Source organism: Demequina salsinemoris (genome assembly GCF_000974805.1).
GTDB classification, from domain to species: Bacteria; Actinomycetota; Actinomycetes; order Actinomycetales; family Demequinaceae; genus Demequina; species Demequina salsinemoris.
Window position 1 is genome coordinate 744,641 of sequence record NZ_BBQZ01000001.1, and the last position, 15,200, is coordinate 759,840.

Annotated in this window: 17 protein-coding genes; 10 read left to right on the top strand and 7 right to left on the bottom strand. The window is 67.7% G+C overall.

Going from position 1 to position 15,200, the window contains the following annotated elements:
• The first annotated feature begins 85 nt into the window (after positions 1–85).
• A complete protein-coding gene (locus tag AOP78_RS03360; protein WP_062201538.1) occupies positions 86–1,108 on the top strand; it encodes a hypothetical protein in 1,023 nt (340 codons plus the stop codon).
• A 74-nt stretch (positions 1,109–1,182) separates the two neighbouring features.
• Here the strand turns inward: AOP78_RS03360 and AOP78_RS03365 are convergent, their stop codons facing one another.
• On the bottom strand, positions 1,183–1,827 hold the full coding sequence (locus AOP78_RS03365; protein WP_369401073.1) for a TetR/AcrR family transcriptional regulator: 645 nt from the start codon (positions 1,825–1,827) through the stop codon (positions 1,183–1,185).
• Between the two features lie 68 nt (positions 1,828–1,895).
• On the opposite strand from AOP78_RS03365, the gene AOP78_RS03370 reads away from it, so the two are divergent.
• Positions 1,896–3,365, top strand: coding sequence for an MFS transporter (locus AOP78_RS03370; RefSeq protein ID WP_062201542.1), 1,470 nt, complete (start codon positions 1,896–1,898; stop codon positions 3,363–3,365).
• 101 nt (positions 3,366–3,466) lie between these two features.
• Positions 3,467–4,432 (top strand): lipocalin-like domain-containing protein, encoded by a 966-nt coding sequence (locus tag AOP78_RS03375; protein ID WP_062201544.1) that lies wholly within the window; start codon positions 3,467–3,469, stop codon positions 4,430–4,432.
• A 63-nt stretch (positions 4,433–4,495) separates the two neighbouring features.
• Here the strand turns inward: AOP78_RS03375 and AOP78_RS03380 are convergent, their stop codons facing one another.
• Positions 4,496–4,840, bottom strand: a complete 345-nt coding sequence (locus AOP78_RS03380; protein WP_062201546.1) for a carboxymuconolactone decarboxylase family protein — start codon at positions 4,838–4,840, stop codon at positions 4,496–4,498.
• Positions 4,841–5,033: 193 nt separating this feature from the next.
• Positions 5,034–5,378 (bottom strand): carboxymuconolactone decarboxylase family protein, encoded by a 345-nt coding sequence (locus AOP78_RS03385; protein ID WP_066730229.1) that lies wholly within the window; start codon positions 5,376–5,378, stop codon positions 5,034–5,036.
• 227 nt (positions 5,379–5,605) lie between these two features.
• Between AOP78_RS03385 and AOP78_RS03390 the strand changes: the two genes are divergently transcribed.
• Complete coding sequence (locus tag AOP78_RS03390; protein WP_062201549.1) at positions 5,606–6,352, top strand: C40 family peptidase; 747 nt, start codon at positions 5,606–5,608, stop codon at positions 6,350–6,352.
• Here AOP78_RS03390 and AOP78_RS03395 read toward each other — a convergent pair whose 3' ends face one another.
• Positions 6,353–6,655 carry a hypothetical protein gene (locus tag AOP78_RS03395; protein ID WP_062201551.1) on the bottom strand — a complete coding sequence of 101 codons (303 nt, stop codon included), beginning with the start codon at positions 6,653–6,655 and terminating at the stop codon, positions 6,353–6,355.
• Between the two features lie 55 nt (positions 6,656–6,710).
• Between AOP78_RS03395 and AOP78_RS03400 the strand changes: the two genes are divergently transcribed.
• Together AOP78_RS03400 and AOP78_RS03405 are read left to right on the top strand one after the other, a co-directional pair.
• Entirely contained in the window at positions 6,711–7,136 is a 426-nt protein-coding gene (locus tag AOP78_RS03400) for a heme-copper oxidase family protein (RefSeq protein ID WP_062201553.1), read from the top strand.
• A gap of 52 nt (positions 7,137–7,188) precedes the next feature.
• Entirely contained in the window at positions 7,189–7,599 is a 411-nt protein-coding gene (locus AOP78_RS03405) for a hypothetical protein (RefSeq protein WP_062201555.1), read from the top strand.
• Here the strand turns inward: AOP78_RS03405 and AOP78_RS03410 are convergent.
• On the bottom strand, positions 7,580–8,983 hold the full coding sequence (locus AOP78_RS03410) for an amidohydrolase family protein (RefSeq protein WP_062201712.1): 1,404 nt from the start codon (positions 8,981–8,983) through the stop codon (positions 7,580–7,582). The genes AOP78_RS03405 and AOP78_RS03410 overlap by 20 nt on opposite strands.
• Before the next feature lie 321 nt (positions 8,984–9,304).
• Here AOP78_RS03410 and nrdH point away from each other — a divergent pair, with 321 nt between their 5' ends.
• From nrdH to nrdF, 4 genes are read left to right on the top strand one after another with little or no spacing between them, the layout of a single operon-like run.
• Positions 9,305–9,541 (top strand): glutaredoxin-like protein NrdH, encoded by a 237-nt coding sequence (gene nrdH / locus AOP78_RS03415; RefSeq protein WP_062201557.1) that lies wholly within the window; start codon positions 9,305–9,307, stop codon positions 9,539–9,541.
• Between the two features lie 11 nt (positions 9,542–9,552).
• Positions 9,553–9,954 carry a class Ib ribonucleoside-diphosphate reductase assembly flavoprotein NrdI gene (gene nrdI, locus AOP78_RS03420; RefSeq protein WP_062201558.1) on the top strand — a complete coding sequence of 134 codons (402 nt, stop codon included), beginning with the start codon at positions 9,553–9,555 and terminating at the stop codon, positions 9,952–9,954.
• Positions 9,955–9,974: 20 nt separating this feature from the next.
• A complete protein-coding gene (nrdE, locus tag AOP78_RS03425) occupies positions 9,975–12,080 on the top strand; it encodes a class 1b ribonucleoside-diphosphate reductase subunit alpha (protein WP_152659389.1) in 2,106 nt (701 codons plus the stop codon).
• Positions 12,081–12,112: 32 nt separating this feature from the next.
• On the top strand, positions 12,113–13,087 hold the full coding sequence (nrdF, locus tag AOP78_RS03430; RefSeq protein WP_062201562.1) for a class 1b ribonucleoside-diphosphate reductase subunit beta: 975 nt from the start codon (positions 12,113–12,115) through the stop codon (positions 13,085–13,087).
• A gap of 130 nt (positions 13,088–13,217) precedes the next feature.
• Here nrdF and AOP78_RS03435 read toward each other — a convergent pair whose 3' ends face one another.
• Positions 13,218–13,802, bottom strand: coding sequence for a hypothetical protein (locus AOP78_RS03435; protein ID WP_062201565.1), 585 nt, complete (start codon positions 13,800–13,802; stop codon positions 13,218–13,220).
• A gap of 31 nt (positions 13,803–13,833) precedes the next feature.
• The gene (gene allB, locus AOP78_RS03440; RefSeq protein WP_062201567.1) at positions 13,834–15,180 is read right to left on the bottom strand and encodes an allantoinase AllB; all 1,347 of its coding nucleotides are present in this window, start codon (positions 15,178–15,180) and stop codon (positions 13,834–13,836) included.
• Positions 15,181–15,200 lie beyond the last annotated feature (20 nt).

A 15,200-nucleotide genomic window follows, 5' to 3' on the forward strand; every position in this document is an offset into this window, starting at 1 on the left:
CCCTGCGACTGCGACAGCCGCAATCCATGGTCAAGGCCTCGGCACCACGGCGGCAGGGGCACGACCACAAGGATTGGAGTCGCGAATGCTCTTCGGATCGCCCATCAGCTGGGTCCTCACAGAACTCTTCGCAGTCATCGTCTTCTTCGCGTGCATGTACCACGCGACCAAACAGTCCAAGCCATTCATCAGGATCCTCGAGCTCTTCGGCTTCGTGGTGGGGGCTGCCCTGTTCGAGAACGTCGGCGTCTTCCAGGCCCACACCTACTACTACGACGTGCGCCGCGTTCTCATGGTGGGTGGCGTCCCGCTCGAGATCCTGTTCCTCGAGGCCGCGATCTGGTACGCGGCCTTCAACCTGGCACTGCGACTCGTGAAGCGACTCTGGGCCGTTCCTCTCGTGGTGGGACTCTTCGGCTCGATCCAGGACATGACGGTCGACCCGTCCGCCGTGTTCGACCGGTACGCGCTCTCAGCTGACGTCGCGGCGAAGGTGGAGGGCCTCTATCCCGGGGCCTTTGGCGACGGCGGACTGTCCGGCCAGTGGAACTGGAGCAACCCCGGGTACGACGGCGGGTTCTTCGACATCCCCTGGTACAACTTCAGCGGATGGATGTACCTCATGGTGTGGTTCACGGCGTGGGTCCTTGTCGGCCGCTGGCTCCACTCGAAGTTCGATAACAACGTCGTCGGGTTCACCTATCCGATCCTCGCGGGCGTGCTCAACGTCGTGCTGATCGCGACGCCTCTGACGCGGTTCCTGCTCTTCGGGTGGGGCAGCATCGAGACGGGCGAGGGATCGGCTGCGCCCCAGCTTGTCATGCTCTGCTTCAACTACGCTCTGGCGATCATCCTGCTGGCGGTGTTCTGGCGAAGCCGCACGAAGATCGACCTTCGGGGCAATGGCTGGGTGATCTTCGGAGTGCCGATTGCTCTGCACCTCTTCGACATCGTCTACGCCTTCGCGATGGGTACCACGGTCGCCTATGTGCCGGCGCTCGTCGTCAGCGCAATCCATGTCGCATTCCTGGCGCTCGTCCTCGTGAGGAACAAGTCGGCCGCGGAGCCGACCTACACCGCGATCGATCCGGCGCCGGCCGCCTCCTAGCGGCAGGAGGGAGGGTCGGGTCTTCCGCCCCGGCCCTCACCCCGGCGACCAGCACGATCGCAAGGGGAGGTCGATCAGCGCGAGGAGGCGAGCAGCGCTGCCGCCACCTCGCTCACGGGGCCCGCGAGCTGCTCGCGGGTGGCAGATCCGAGCGGCTCGAGTCCGTCGGCGCTGCGCAGGATCGCGATGCCGACCGAGGTGGCGAGCAGTACCTGCGCCCGGAACAGGCGCGCCTCCGGATCCGAGCCCTCTCCGACCTCGGCGAGCCGTTCGGCGAAGCCGCTGAGCACCGAGACCCGCATGCGCTCCGCTTCCGGGTCGCCCGAGGAGCGCAGCAGTAGCAGCAGCGCGTGCGTCGCGCTGCCGGAGCCGACTCCCGCGGAGAGCCTGCTGATGGCGTCGGAGATGCGTGAGATCTGGCCCGCTGAGCCCTCGCCCTCGTCGACGGCCGACGCCGCGCGGCCCACCACGGCCGCAGCCTCGCGCACACAGTGCTCGAACAGTCCTTCCTTGGACCCGAAGTAGCGCGCGATGAGCGCGACGTTCACGCCCGCATCGTTCGCGATCTGTCGCGTGGCGGTGGTGTCGTAGCCGTCGGTCGCGAACCTGCGCATTGCTGCATCCAGAAGAAGCTGCCTGGTAGCGGCGGCGTCGCGGCGCCGCGGGCGACCCTGCTCCGGCTTCGTTTCCTGTGACGTATCGCTCATGCAAGTAATCATACGTTGACATGTGTGATCGTGGGGGTCTACATTGTATGTAATCGCTCGTTTACTTAAGAGGAGATACCATGAGCGTCCCCACGCAGACCACGGAGGCCCCCGAGTCCTCCCCCCGCCGCGCTCGGCGCGCACGTCGCGCCTCGAAGCCGGCCCTCATCGTCACCCTGCTCGCCCTCGCGGGCACAGGCTTCGCCGTCCTCCAGTCCTCCGTCGCCCCCGCGCTGTCCGCCATCGCGACCGACATGGGCACCGACACGAGCACCGCCAGCTGGATGCTCACCGCCTTCCTGCTGTCGGCCTCGGTCCTCACCCCGATCCTCGGGCGGCTCGGCGACATGATCGGCAAGCGACGAGTCCTGCTGATCGTGCTCGCGCTGCTCGCCGCCGGCATCGCCGTCTCGGCCCTCGCCACCTCGCTGCCGGTCCTCATCATCGGCCGCGCCCTCCAAGGCGCCGCAGGCGCGATCCTGCCCCTGTCGATCGGCATCGTCCGCGATGAGCTCCCCGAGGAGCGCGTCGGCGTGACCGTCGGAGGCCTCTCCGCGGTCTCGGGCATCGGCGCCGGCATCGGCATCGTGACTGCCGGGCCCATCGTTGAGCACCTGAGCTGGCACTGGCTCTTCTGGATCCCGCTCGTCGTTGTCGTCCTCGCCCTGATCGGCACCGCGATCTGGATCCCCGAGTCCCCCGTGATGAAGCCCGGTCGGCTCGACTTCGGCGGCACCGCGCTCCTGGCGATCTCGCTCGTGAGCCTCCTGCTCGCCATCAGCAAGGGAAGCGCCTGGGGCTGGACCTCGGCCATGACACTCGGCCTCGCCGGACTCGGCGCCGTCGTCATGGTGGTCTTCGTGCTCGTCGAGCTTCACACCAAGGAACCCTTGATCGACATGAGGCTGCTCGCCCGCCGCGGCGTGTGGACCACCAATGTCGTCGGTCTCGCCGTCGGCTTCGGGATGTTCGGCTCGTTCCTCCTGGTGCCCGCTCTGCTCGAGCTTCCCGCCGAGACCGGCTACGGCTTCGGCAAGACCATCACCGAGGCGGGACTGTTCCTGCTGCCCACCACCGTGATGATGCTGCTGTTCGGCCCGCTCTCGGGCACGCTCGCCAAGCGCTTCGGACCCAGGCTCCCGCTCCTGATCGGAGCGGTCGTCACGGCCGCCGCGTTCGCGCTCCCCGCGCTCGGCCACGGCGCGATGTGGCAGATCATCACCTCGAATCTGCTCACCGGCATCGGCTTCGCCCTCGCGCTCGCCGCGATGTCCAACGCGATCATCGACTCCGTCCCGCCCGAGCAGACCGGCGAGGCCACCTCCGTCAACTCGATCGTCCGCACGATCGGTGGCTCGATCGGCACCGCCGTGATCGCCGCCATCGTCTCGAGCAACACCACCGAGCTGGGAATCCCCACCGACCACGCCTTCACCCTCGGCTTCTGGATCTGCGCCGGAGTCGCGGTGCTCGGAATCCTCGCCGCGCTGCTCCTGCCTAAGAAGATGCGCCTCGTCGACCACGACCCCGCCGAGATTCTCGCGGCCTGACAGCCCGTCCGGGCCGTCGGCCGCACCCCCACGACCGACGGCCCGGCAGCCCCGAAGCGGCGCTGACGCCGCACCATCACCACCATGAAAGGAGCTGGACCATGTTCAGCATCGACCCGATCCAGTACCGCACGACCGATCACGGCGACTTCGCCGCCGAGTGGGCCCCCCACACCGACATCTCCGAGTGGTGGTACGCCACCGGCTACCTGCACGACGATGACGACAACCTCTACTCGTACCAGTACACGCTCGCCAAGCGCCGCCTTCCCGGCCAGGAGTTCTGGGTGCTCATGCTCGCGCTCACCGACATCCAGACCGGAGCGCACCACTACGGCCAGGAGATGTCCCCGGTGGCCGACCCCGTCCTCATCACCGACACCACCGCCCAGTGGGGCTCCAAGGCCGGCGCCGTGAAGGGGCCGCACTCGATGAAGGTCTTCGGCAGCGACGACGACTGGTCGTTCGACCTGACGCTCGACTACGGCAAGGGCGCCTACTGGCACTGCGAGGACGGCGTCCTCCGCATGGCACTGCCTGAGGACAACGAGACCACCATCTACTACTCGTACCCGAACATGCCCACGACCGGCACCATCACGATCGATGGCAAGGAGCTCAAGGTCGTCGGCAAGTCGTGGTTCGACAAGCAGGGCGGACCGTACTCGGAGTTCCGCCGCGAGACCCACTGGGAGTGGTTCTCGCTGCGGTTCGACGACGACGAGGAGATGATGCTCTTCTCGTTCCCGCAGAGCGACTACAAGGACGGCACCTACATCCCCGCCGAGGGCGCCGCGCAGCGCCTGAACGACTACACGATCACCCCCACCAAGTTCGTCACCGCGAACGGCATGCAGTTCTCCGCCGCATGGACGCTTGAGGTCCCCGGCCTCAAGGACCAGAAGTACGTCATCACTCCGATGACCGACGGCCAGCTCAACATCGCCTACTACGAGCAGCTCTGCGAGGTCCGCAACCTCGCAGGCGAGCGTGTGGGCCTGTGCTTCGTCGAGCTCCTGCCCGGCGTCATGAACGAGCGCCCGACCAGCGACCAGATGCGCCCCTAGCACTGAGAGCGCGAAAGCCCCGGTCGAGCAGACCGGGGCTTTCGTCTACGCCTGGGCGTGAGGTCAGGCGTGGGTGCGGACGTACTCCTGGACCGCCTTGGCCGCCTCCGCGCCGTACGTGGCCGACGGGCCACCGCCCATGAGGATCGCCACGCCGATGGCCTCGTGGACCTGCTCAGGAGTGGCGCCCGAGTCGAGTGCACCCTCCACATGGCAGGTGATGCAGCCGACGCACCTCGACGCGATGCTGATCGCGAGCGCCATCAGCGCCTTGCTGGCCCTCGGCAGAGCACCGCCGGCGAGTGTGGCACGGTGAAGCTCGAAGGCGGCATCGGCGGTCGCCGGCAGCTCGCCCCGGAGATCCCAGATCCCGGCCATGACGTCGGTGCAGTGCTCCTGGTGTGCCATTGCGGAGGCTCCAATCGACGAGTCCCACACTCGGGAAGCGGGACTTACTCGTCAAGTGTGAGACAGGTGAACCGGTTCTCCAAGGGACCTTTGTCCGCGCCTCTGCCCTCCGGGAGCCCGACGCGGACGCACGAAAGCCCGGACCGACATCTGTCGGTCCGGGCTTTCGCTGAGAGAGTGTCAGGGAAGACGATCAGGCGGGAACGCCTGCGAACGACTCAACGGCCTTCGCGGCCTCGGCGCCGTACACGGCCGAGGGGCCGCCGCCCATGAGGATCGCGACGCCGATGGTCTCGTAGACCTGCTCGGGCGTGGCGCCCGAGTCGAGGGCGTCCTTCACGTGGCAGGTGATGCAGCCACCGCAGCGGACGGCGATGCCGATGGCCAGCGCCAGCAGCTCCTTGGTCGCCTTGGGAAGCGCGCCGTCGGCGAGCGCCTCGTGGTGCAGCTTGAAGAAGGCGTTGACGGTCCCGGGGATCTCCTTGCCGAGTGCGCCGATTCCGCCCATCACGTCGTTGTAGTGGTCCTGGTGGCTCATTCTGTACTCCTTGGTCGGTCGCACCGACTCTCCGGTAGAGCGGCTGCGTGCTACCAGTGTCTTGAATGACTGGGCGCCGTTCCAGGGACGTACGTCACAGATTCGTGATCTGTCACCTGATGTCACCGCTTACATCTGCGTGGACCGTGCCGATAGGGCCCCTGAGCACGGATCGCTCCTCAGCGCGCCACGGATCGGCCACCCCTTGAGCACTTGAAGGAGTGTGCATGTCTGTCGACGCAGTCTCGACGATGCAGGCCCGCATCGCCCAGATCACCAGCCTCGTGGCGCCCGACCAGGCGACCGTGGCCAGCGATTCGACCGACGGCAGCGCTGACACCGACTTCGCCTCGGAGTACGAGAGCGCGCTCGGCGCCTTCTCCGGAAGCGGCTCGTCCGCCTCTTCGAGCCTCTCCTCGAGCCTCACCGCGATGCTCGGCGGCGGCAGCTTCACGACCGGGGTGACCGCCGCATCGTCCTCGCTGCTCGGGATGTTCTCGAACGCCGTCTCCTCTGCCGCCACCGCGGCGACCTCGGCCGCGACCACCGCGGCCTCGACCGCCTCGAGCGCCATCGACGCTCTCAGCGGCGTCGCGGACAAGGTCTCATCCTCGTCGCAGACGACCGGTCAGGACCTGGTCGACGCCGCGCGCGAGTACCTGGGCGTCAAGTACGTGTGGGGCGGCGAGTCGCTGTCCGAGGGCGGTCTCGACTGCTCGGGCCTCGTCCTTCGTTCCCTGGCCGACATCGGCGTGGACGGGATCCCGCGCGTGGCCCGCGACCAGGGGAAGATCGGCACCGAGATCGACTCCTTGGACGACGCCAAGGCCGGCGATCTGCTCGTCTTCGACAACGGCTCGCACATCGGCATCTACATCGGCGACGGCAAGATGATCGACGCCCCTCACCGCGGCAGCTATGTGCAGGAGCGCAACGTCTACGAGACTCCGACCTCGATCCGCCGGGTGCTGTAGCTAGCGGCCGGGCGTGGGCTTCGCGTCCGTCGGGCCCAGCTCGTCATCGAGGCGGTCGCGCCAATCCGCGCTCGCGAGCCCCGCACGGTCCAGCAGGTCCCGCCAGTCGGACTCCGCGTGCTCGAGCGCGTCGTCGAGCATCGTCCTGCTGCCCTTCGCGACCAGCAGGACCGCGGCCTGAACGCGCTCGGCGTCCGTGTGGACGTCGAGGTTCAGCCGCTCGAGGGCGCTCAGGATCTGCGGCGCCGAGGCGCCGAAGTCCTCGGAGATGCGCTCGGACACGCGTTCGGAGACCACAGGCATGGCGGAGATTCTCGCACGGCGCGCGAGCGGAGCCTCCCGGATCTAGCCTGAGCGGGTGAGCGGTGACGAGGGCGACGAGAGCGCGGGCCTCGAGCCCGATCAGGCAGAGCCGGAGGGGGAGTCGGCCCCCACGATGCCGACCAGGAGCGAGCTCCGCGCCACGTCGGCGCTCGCCAAGGCGTGGTGGTCGCTCGCGCTCATCCCGGTCGCGGGTGTCGTCGCGTTCCTGGTGGGTGAGGGGATACCAGCGCTGTTGGGCTATGACGTCGTCGCGACCGAGGCTCCGTGGTGGGTGATGGTCCTCGCGCTCCTCGGCGCGGCCGTCGTGATGTGCCTGCCGCTGCTGGTCACGCGGCGTCTCACGCGACGTGCGAGCGGGCAGCCGGGCTCGCGAACCCCTCTGGTCGTAGGCACGGTGATCGTGGGAGCCTTCTTGGTACTGAACATCGTGAGTGGGGCGATTGTTCTGCTTTTCGACTGATACCGGGGGGACCATGTCGAGGATTCGAGCAGTCGGGGGCTTCGAGCTCCCCATGACCGCGGCCGACGCGATCGGCTTCTTCACGCCGGAGGGCGAGCGGCGCTGGGTTCCCGGGTGGGATCCGCAGTACCCCGCGGGGGAGCCGTCCGAGGAACCTGGGACGGTGTTCGTCACGCACCACGGCGGCGCCGAGACGGTGTGGACGGTCGTGGCGATCGACCACGCGCGGTGCCGGGCCTCGTACGTGCGGCATCGCCTCGATGAATGGGCCGGCACCGTGAGCGTCCGGTGCGAGGAGCTGTCCGGAGACGACGGGGACGACGGTGAGTGCAGGGTCACCGTGGCCTATGACACGACGCTGCTGCCCGGCGGCGACCCCGGCTACCTGGCGCAGTTCCGGTCGGACGCCTACGAGGAGATGATGAGCGAGTGGGCCGCAGGAGTCACAGCGGCGGCGCGATAGCCTCGCGGCCCTGCACGTAGACCGCCGCGATCGCGGGCTGGCGCAGCCCCACGAGCAGCGTGAACAGCTCCTCGAGGGTGGCCTGATCCTCGTCGTCCGAGCGGATTCCGGTGGTGAGCATCCCTTCGAGCGGCTCCCAGAGGTTCTTGTCGATGAGCAGGAAGTCCGCGTCCTTGCCCGCGTCGAGGTTGCCGAACGCGTGCTCCATGTCCAGCGCCCTGGCGCCCGCGAGCGTCGCGGCGAACAGCAGCTCCGCGGGGTGCAGCGCCGTGCCGGCGTCGCCCTCCTCGGAGATGTGGACCTTGTAGGCGTCGCCCGCGACCCGCGAGATGAGCCACTCGTCTCCGGCGCCGATGTCGGACCCCAGCCCGATGTTCACCCCTGCCGCGACGGTCGCCCGCCACGGCATCGTCCCCGAGCCCAGGAACAGCTGGGACGTGGGGCAGTGCGCGATCGACGTCCCCGTCTCCGCCATGCGTGCGAGCTCCGACGGCTGGCAGTGCACGGCGTGGGCCAGCGTCGAGCGTCGCCCCAGCAGCGTCCTGCCCCCGACCTTCGATCCCTCGAGGAAGCGGCCGTCGTACGTGTCGAGGTAGGTCTCGGTGCCGTACGCGCCCAGCACGGCCGCGATCTCGCCGTCGCCCTTGCGGTTGTTCTCGTTGAGGTGCGAGTGGAAGTAGACCCCCTTGCCGCGAGCCTCGTCGTAGAGCTCGCCCATCGCCGCGAGCGTCTCCCGGGTGACTGACAGCGAGAACCGGGGGACGATGCCGACCTGCACGCGGGCGGTGCGGGGGTCACCGGTGTCGACGGCATGCCAGCGGTCGATCTCGTCGGCCACCAGGTCGATGGCCTCCTTCTCGCCCGTCAGGAGGGACGACGCGGCGGCCGGGCCGACCGTCTGGACGCCGCGCCCGGAGACGATGCGCAGGCCCGCCTTGAGGGTCTCCTCGTACAGGGCGTCCTGGGCGACGGGGAAGGCGGAGCCGAAGACCATCGCGGCCGTGGTGCCCGCGGCGATGCGGCGGCGCGTGAAGTAGCGCGCGGCGCGGTGCGCGAACTCGGGGTCGGCGAACTGACCCTCGGTGGGGAAGATGCAGTGGTCGAGCCACTCGAGCAGCTGGCCGCCCCCGTGCGCCGCGGTCGCATACGACTGCGGGTAGTGGATGTGCCCGTCGACGAAGCCGGGGAGGAGGTAGTCGGCGCGTGTCACGGGAGTGGTCGCGTAGTCCTCCGGGAGGCTCGCGTACGGGCCGACCCAGGCGACCCGACCATCGGCGTCGACGACGAGGGCGCCGTCGGGCAGCGACACGAGGTGGCTCGCGACGTCGTCCTGCGCGGGAGCGCCGGCGATGTGGAAGACGTGTGCACGGTAGACGCGGGTCACGAGAGCCACGCTAGGCGATGTTGGTTTCATCGACATTACGGGATCGCAGAATCGCGCGACCTGTTGATTTCCTGGGGATGAACGGGGGACGCGCGGGCATGCGCGGAGGGCGCGATCGGCGCGTCCCGGCGTGTCGTCGGCGTGTCCTGCGCGTGTCGTCTCAGGGCGCTGTGTATGGGCCGAGCACGGCTCCCTGTGGAATGTCAGAGGTGCATGCGAGAATTTCTTGCGACACACCATCTAGTGGGTGTTGATGCGTCAACGCCCCATATATAGTGGTGCCCACCTCGCAGGGGGGTACAGCGTCGAAAGGAACCGCTCATGACGATCTCGGTCTACTCCAAGCCGCAGTGCGTGCAGTGCACCGCCACCAAGAAGGCCCTTGAGCGCGCCGAGATCGAGTTCGAGATCTTCGACGTCACCATGGATGAGGACGCCTACAAGACGGTGACCGAGCTCGGTTACCTGCAGGCGCCCGTCGTCATCGCCGGCGACGAGCACTGGTCCGGCTTCCAGCCCGACCGCATCGCCGCGCTCGCTCAGAAGATCGCGTCCTAAGCGACGCCGTCATGGCCTCGCTGGTCTACTTCTCCTCGACCTCGGAGAACACCAAGCGGTTCGTCGACAAGCTCGGCGTCCCCGCCGAGAGGATCCCGCTGAGGCCCAAGGATGAACCGCTCAAGGTGGACGAGCCCTACGTGCTCGTCGTGCCGACCTACGGCGGCGGCAACGAGGGAGGGGCCGTCCCCAAGCAGGTCATCAAGTTCCTGAACGACGAGCACAACCGCTCGCTGATCCGGGGCGTGATCAGCGCCGGCAACACCAACTTCGGCACCGCGTACTGCATCGCGGGCGACATCGTCGCCGCGAAGTGCCACGTGCCACACCTGTACAAGTTCGAACTCTTCGGAACTCCGGATGACGTCACCGCCGTCCGCGAGGGATTGGATGACCTGTGGAAGCAACAGTGATCGACAAGCCGCGCACCGGCATGGACTACCACTCGCTCAACGCGATGCTGAACCTCTACGACACCGAGGGGAAGATCCAGTTCGACAAGGACCGCGAGGCGGCCCGCGAGTACTTCCTCCAGCACGTCAACCAGAACACGGTCTTCTTCCACTCGCTCAAGGAGCGCCTGGACTACCTGGTGGAGAAGAAGTACTACGAGCCCGAGATCCTCGCGCAGTACGACTTCGCGTTCATCCAGCAGCTCACGGACCACGCGTACTCGTACAAGTTCCGCTTCCCGACCTTCCTGGGCGCCTTCAAGTACTACACCTCGTACACGCTCAAGACGTTCGACGGCAAGCGCTACCTCGAGCGCTACGAGGACCGCGTCGTCATGGTCGCGCTGACCCTCGCCGCGGGCGACACCGAGCTCGCGACCAAGCTGGTCGACGAGATCGTCACGGGCCGCTTCCAGCCCGCGACCCCCACGTTCCTCAACGCGGGCAAGGCCCAGCGCGGCGAGTTCGTCTCGTGCTTCCTGCTGCGCATCGAGGACAACATGGAGTCGATCGGTCGCTCCATCAACTCCGCGCTGCAGCTGTCCAAGCGCGGCGGCGGCGTTGCGCTGTCGCTGTCCAACATCCGTGAGGCCGGCGCCCCGATCAAGCACATCGAGAACCAGAGCTCGGGCATCATCCCCGTGATGAAGCTCCTCGAGGACTCCTTCACCTACGCGAACCAGCTCGGCGCGCGCCAGGGCGCGGGCGCGGTGTACCTGTCGGCGCACCACCCCGACATCATGAAGTTCATGGACACCAAGCGCGAGAACGCGGACGAGAAGATCCGCATCAAGACGCTCTCGCTCGGCATCGTCGTCCCGGACATCACCTTCGAGCTCGCGAAGAACAACGAGGAGATGTACCTCTTCTCCCCGTACGACGTCGAGCGCGTCTACGGCGTCCCCTTCGGCGACATCTCGATCACCGAGAAGTACCACGAGATGGTCGACGACTCGCGGATCCGCAAGACCAAGATCGCCGCGCGCCTGTTCTTCCAGACCGTCGCGGAGCTGCAGTTCGAGTCGGGCTACCCCTACATCGTGTTCGAGGACACGGTGAACAAGGCCAACCCGGTCCAGGGCCGCATCAACATGTCCAACCTGTGCTCCGAGATCCTCCAGGTGAACACGCCCTCCAAGTTCAACGAGGACCTCACCTACGCGGAGACCGGCAAGGACATCTCCTGCAACCTGGGCTCCATGAACATCGCGACGGCGATGGACGGGGGCAACCTCGCGCAGACCGTCGAGATCGCCGTGCGCGGCCTCACCGCGGTGTCCACGCAGTCGGCCATCGACTCGGTGCCGTCGATCCGCTACGGCAACGACCGCTCCCACGCGATCGGCCTCGGCCAGATGAACCTCCACGGCTACCTGGGCCGTGAGCGGATCCACTACGGGTCCGAGGAGGGCGTCGACTTCACCAACATGTACTTCTACGCGGTGCTGTTCCACGCCATCGCGGCGTCGAACAAGATCGCCAAGGAGCAGGGCACGGCGTTCGAGAACTTCGAGAACTCGAAGTACGCGACCGGCGAGTTCTTCGACAAGTACACCGAGCAGGAGTGGGCGCCGGCGACCGCACGGGTGGCCGAGCTGTTCGCCGACGCCGGCATCGTCCTGCCCACCCAGGACGACTGGCGCGAGCTGAAGGCGTCCGTGCAGGAGCACGGCATCTTCAACCAGAACCTGCAGGCCGTCCCGCCGACCGGCTCGATCTCGTACATCAACAACTCGACGTCCTCGATCCACCCGATCGCGTCGCGCATCGAGATCCGCAAGGAGGGCAAGCTCGGTCGCGTCTACTACCCGGCGCCCTTCATGGACAACGACAACCTGGAGTACTTCCAGGACGCGTACGAGATCGGTCCCGAGAAGATCATCGACACCTACGCGGCCGCCACGCAGCACGTGGACCAGGGTCTGTCGCTTACGCTGTTCTTCCCCGACACGGCGACCACCCGCGACATCAACCGCGCGCAGATCTACGCGTGGCGCAAGGGCATCAAGACGATCTACTACATCCGCATCCGCCAGATGGCGCTCGAGGGCACCGAGGTCGAGGGCTGCGTCAGCTGCATGCTGTGACGCCCTGACGAGCTGAGACTGAAGGAACTGACATGAGTGAGAAGCTGACCCTCGTCAGCCACGTGGACGCGATCAACTGGAACCGCATCCCGGACGAGAAGGACGTCGAGGTGTGGAACCGCCTCACCGGTAACTTCTGGTTGCCCGAGAAGGTCCCGATCTCGGGCGACGTGCAGTCGTGGGCGACGCTCACCGAGGAGGAGAAGACCCTCACGATGCGTGTCTTCACGGGGCTCACGCTCCTGGACACCATCCAGGGCACCGTCGGTGCCGTGTCGCTCATCCCCGACGCGATCACGCCGCACGAGGAGGCCGTCTACACGAACATCGCGTTCATGGAGTCGGTGCACGCCAAGAGCTACTCGTCGATCTTCTCGACGCTGTGCTCGACGCCCGAGATCGACGCCGCGTTCCGCTGGTCCACCGAGAACCAGAACCTGCAGCGCAAGGCCAAGATCGTCATGGACTACTACCGTGGCGACGACCCGCTGAAGCGCAAGGTCGCCTCGACCCTGCTCGAGTCGTTCCTCTTCTACTCGGGCTTCTACCTGCCCATGTACTGGTCCTCGCGAGCCAAGCTCACGAACACGGCCGACCTGATCCGCCTCATCATCCGCGACGAGGCCGTGCACGGGTACTACATCGGCTACAAGTACCAGAAGGGCCTCGAGAAGGAGACGCCCGAGCGCCGCGAGGAGCTCAAGGCGTACACCTTTGACCTCCTGTACGACCTCTACGACAACGAGGTCCAGTACACGCAGGACCTCTACGACGGCGTCGGCCTGACCGAGGACGTCAAGAAGTTCCTGCACTACAACGCCAACAAGGCCCTCATGAACCTGGGCTACGAGGCGCTGTTCCCGTCCACGGTGACGGACGTCAACCCGGCCATCCTGTCGGCGCTGTCGCCCAACGCGGACGAGAACCACGACTTCTTCTCGGGCTCCGGCTCGTCCTACGTGATCGGCAAGCACGAGGAGACCACGGACGACGACTGGGAGTTCTGACTCCCGCGTCCATCAGCAGTCGAGGCCCCTGCACCGTTCGGTGCGGGGGCCTCGGCGTCTCCGGGGCGGTCGGCGGTGGCCTGGACGATGCGGTCGCCGGGACGATGCAGTCGCCCGGACGATGCGACGCTCACCAGACGTCGGTGGCGAGCCTGCTCGTCTCGAGGGTGCACAGCGAGCCCGTCGCACCGAGGGCGGTGAGCCCCACCGCGTGGGTGCGGTGGCCGCCCGGGAGGAGCAGGATGTCGTCGACCGGAGCGTCCGCTCCGCCGTAGACGAGCACATCGGGCCGGATCGCGGCGACCACGTCGGCGAGGTCGGTCAGCGCGGTCGCGTGGCTGATCATGAGCTCGGCGTGGCCGCCTTGCGCCACCTGCGCGGCCTCGTCCTCGGAGAGCGCGGTGCCGAGCCAGACGACGCTGCGGCCGTCGAGCACAGTGCGCAGTCCGGGCGGCGCGAGACGGATCGCGCCTCCGGCGATCAGGCAGCCCTCGTCATCCGTCGCGAAGCCCGCGACTGCCGCATCGTCCCTGGTGGCGAGGGCGTAGAGGCGTTGGCCGTGTTCGGCCAGCAGGCCGTCGAGGTGATCGATGACGATCCCATCGCTGAGCGCACTCGCGGCGATCGCCGCCGTCATGCCGCGTTCCGCGAATCGCTCGAGCCCCGCCTCGACGGCGAAGAGCGAGTCGACGTCCGCGAGGAGCCCCACGTCCATGCGACGCCCCTCCCCTCGGGCCGCGGCAGGATCAGGCGCTGGTCCGCGCGATCAACGTGCCGGTGACACCTGAAACGCTACCCTCGCCGTTCACGACTGTCCCGCGCAGCCAGGTGGTCCGCGCGACGCCGCGCAGCGCGTGCCCGTCGAAGGCCGTCACGGGGTTCTTGTGGTGCAGCTCGCCCGCGTGGATCACGCGCTCGTCGTCGGGAGCGAAGGCCACGAGGTCCGCGTCCTTGCCGACGGCGATCCCGCCCTTGGCGTCGAGCCCTGCCCAGGCCGCAGTGGACGCGGACATCCAGCCCAGCACGTCGGCCAGCGCATACCCGCGGGACGACGCGCCCGTCCAGATCGCGCTCAGGCTCACCTCGAGCCCCGCGATGCCTCCCCACGCCTGCGCGAAGTCGCCGTGGCCCGCGAGCTTGAGGTCGGCGGTCGCGGGGGAGTGGTCGGAGGCGATGATGTCGATCGTGCCGTCGGCGAGCGCCTCCCACAGGGCCTCGCGGTTGGCCTCGTCGCGGATGGGCGGGCAGCACTTGTACTGCGTGCCGCCGTCGGGGATGTGGGCTGCGTCGAAGGTCAGATAGTGCGGGCAGGTCTCGACCGTCAGAGGCAGCCCCTCGGCCTTCGCCGCGCGGATCGAGGGCAGGGCCGCGGCGGAGGACAGGTGCAGGATGTGCGCGCGGCAGCCTGTGGCCCGCACCCCGTCGATCACGGACTGGATCGCCGTCGTCTCGGCAGCATCGGGCCTGGTAGAGGCGAAGGCGACGGCATCGGTGCCAGGTGAGGAAGCATCGTCCAGGTGGCCCGGGTCCTCGGCGTGGACGATGAGCCGCCCGCCGAAGGAGGCGATCTCCTCCATGGCCTCGAGCAGCTGCGCAGGCGACAGGTGCGGGTACTCGTCCACGCCAGACGGCGCGAGGAAGCACTTGAAGCCGAACACCCCGGCCTCGTGCAGCTCACGCAGGTGCCCGAGCGAGGTCGGGATCGCGCCGCCCCAGAAGCCGACATCCACGCGCGCCTTCGAGGCAGCGACCGAGCGCTTCAGCTCCAGCGCCTCGAGCGTCGTCGTGGGCGGGATCGAGTTGAGCGGCATGTCGATGATCGTCGTCACGCCGCCGGCCGCCGCTGCCGCGGTCGCCGACGCGAAGCCCTCCCACTCGGTGCGCCCGGGCTCGTTGACGTGCACGTGCGTGTCGACGACGCCGGGGACGAGGACCTCGTCGTCGCCGAGGATCCGCTCGGCGTCGGACTGCCAGGGCTGCTCGAGCGTTCCGATCCCGACCACGACGCCGTCGCAGATCGCGACGGAAGCGGGGCGCTCCTCGCCGTCGATCAGCGCGCGAGGGGCTCGGATCACCAGGTCGACGTCAAGCATGGGACTCCTTGAGGGGACGG

Excerpts from the sequence above, each read along its gene's own strand:
- AOP78_RS03360 (WP_062201538.1), top strand. The coding sequence starts at position 86 with ATGCTCTTCGGATCGCCCATCAGCTGGGTCCTCACAGAACTCTTCGCA.
- AOP78_RS03365 (WP_369401073.1), bottom strand. The coding sequence starts at position 1,827 with ATGATTACTTGCATGAGCGATACGTCACAGGAAACGAAGCCGGAGCAG.
- AOP78_RS03370 (WP_062201542.1), top strand. The coding sequence starts at position 1,896 with ATGAGCGTCCCCACGCAGACCACGGAGGCCCCCGAGTCCTCCCCCCGC.
- AOP78_RS03375 (WP_062201544.1), top strand. The coding sequence starts at position 3,467 with ATGTTCAGCATCGACCCGATCCAGTACCGCACGACCGATCACGGCGAC.
- AOP78_RS03380 (WP_062201546.1), bottom strand. The coding sequence starts at position 4,840 with ATGGCACACCAGGAGCACTGCACCGACGTCATGGCCGGGATCTGGGAT.
- AOP78_RS03385 (WP_066730229.1), bottom strand. The coding sequence starts at position 5,378 with ATGAGCCACCAGGACCACTACAACGACGTGATGGGCGGAATCGGCGCA.
- AOP78_RS03390 (WP_062201549.1), top strand. The coding sequence starts at position 5,606 with ATGTCTGTCGACGCAGTCTCGACGATGCAGGCCCGCATCGCCCAGATC.
- AOP78_RS03395 (WP_062201551.1), bottom strand. The coding sequence starts at position 6,655 with ATGCCTGTGGTCTCCGAACGCGTGTCCGAGCGCATCTCCGAGGACTTC.
- AOP78_RS03405 (WP_062201555.1), top strand. The coding sequence starts at position 7,189 with ATGACCGCGGCCGACGCGATCGGCTTCTTCACGCCGGAGGGCGAGCGG.
- nrdH (WP_062201557.1), top strand. The coding sequence starts at position 9,305 with ATGACGATCTCGGTCTACTCCAAGCCGCAGTGCGTGCAGTGCACCGCC.
- nrdI (WP_062201558.1), top strand. The coding sequence starts at position 9,553 with ATGGCCTCGCTGGTCTACTTCTCCTCGACCTCGGAGAACACCAAGCGG.
- nrdE (WP_152659389.1), top strand. The coding sequence starts at position 9,975 with ATGGACTACCACTCGCTCAACGCGATGCTGAACCTCTACGACACCGAG.
- nrdF (WP_062201562.1), top strand. The coding sequence starts at position 12,113 with ATGAGTGAGAAGCTGACCCTCGTCAGCCACGTGGACGCGATCAACTGG.
- AOP78_RS03435 (WP_062201565.1), bottom strand. The coding sequence starts at position 13,802 with ATGGACGTGGGGCTCCTCGCGGACGTCGACTCGCTCTTCGCCGTCGAG.
- allB (WP_062201567.1), bottom strand. The coding sequence starts at position 15,180 with ATGCTTGACGTCGACCTGGTGATCCGAGCCCCTCGCGCGCTGATCGAC.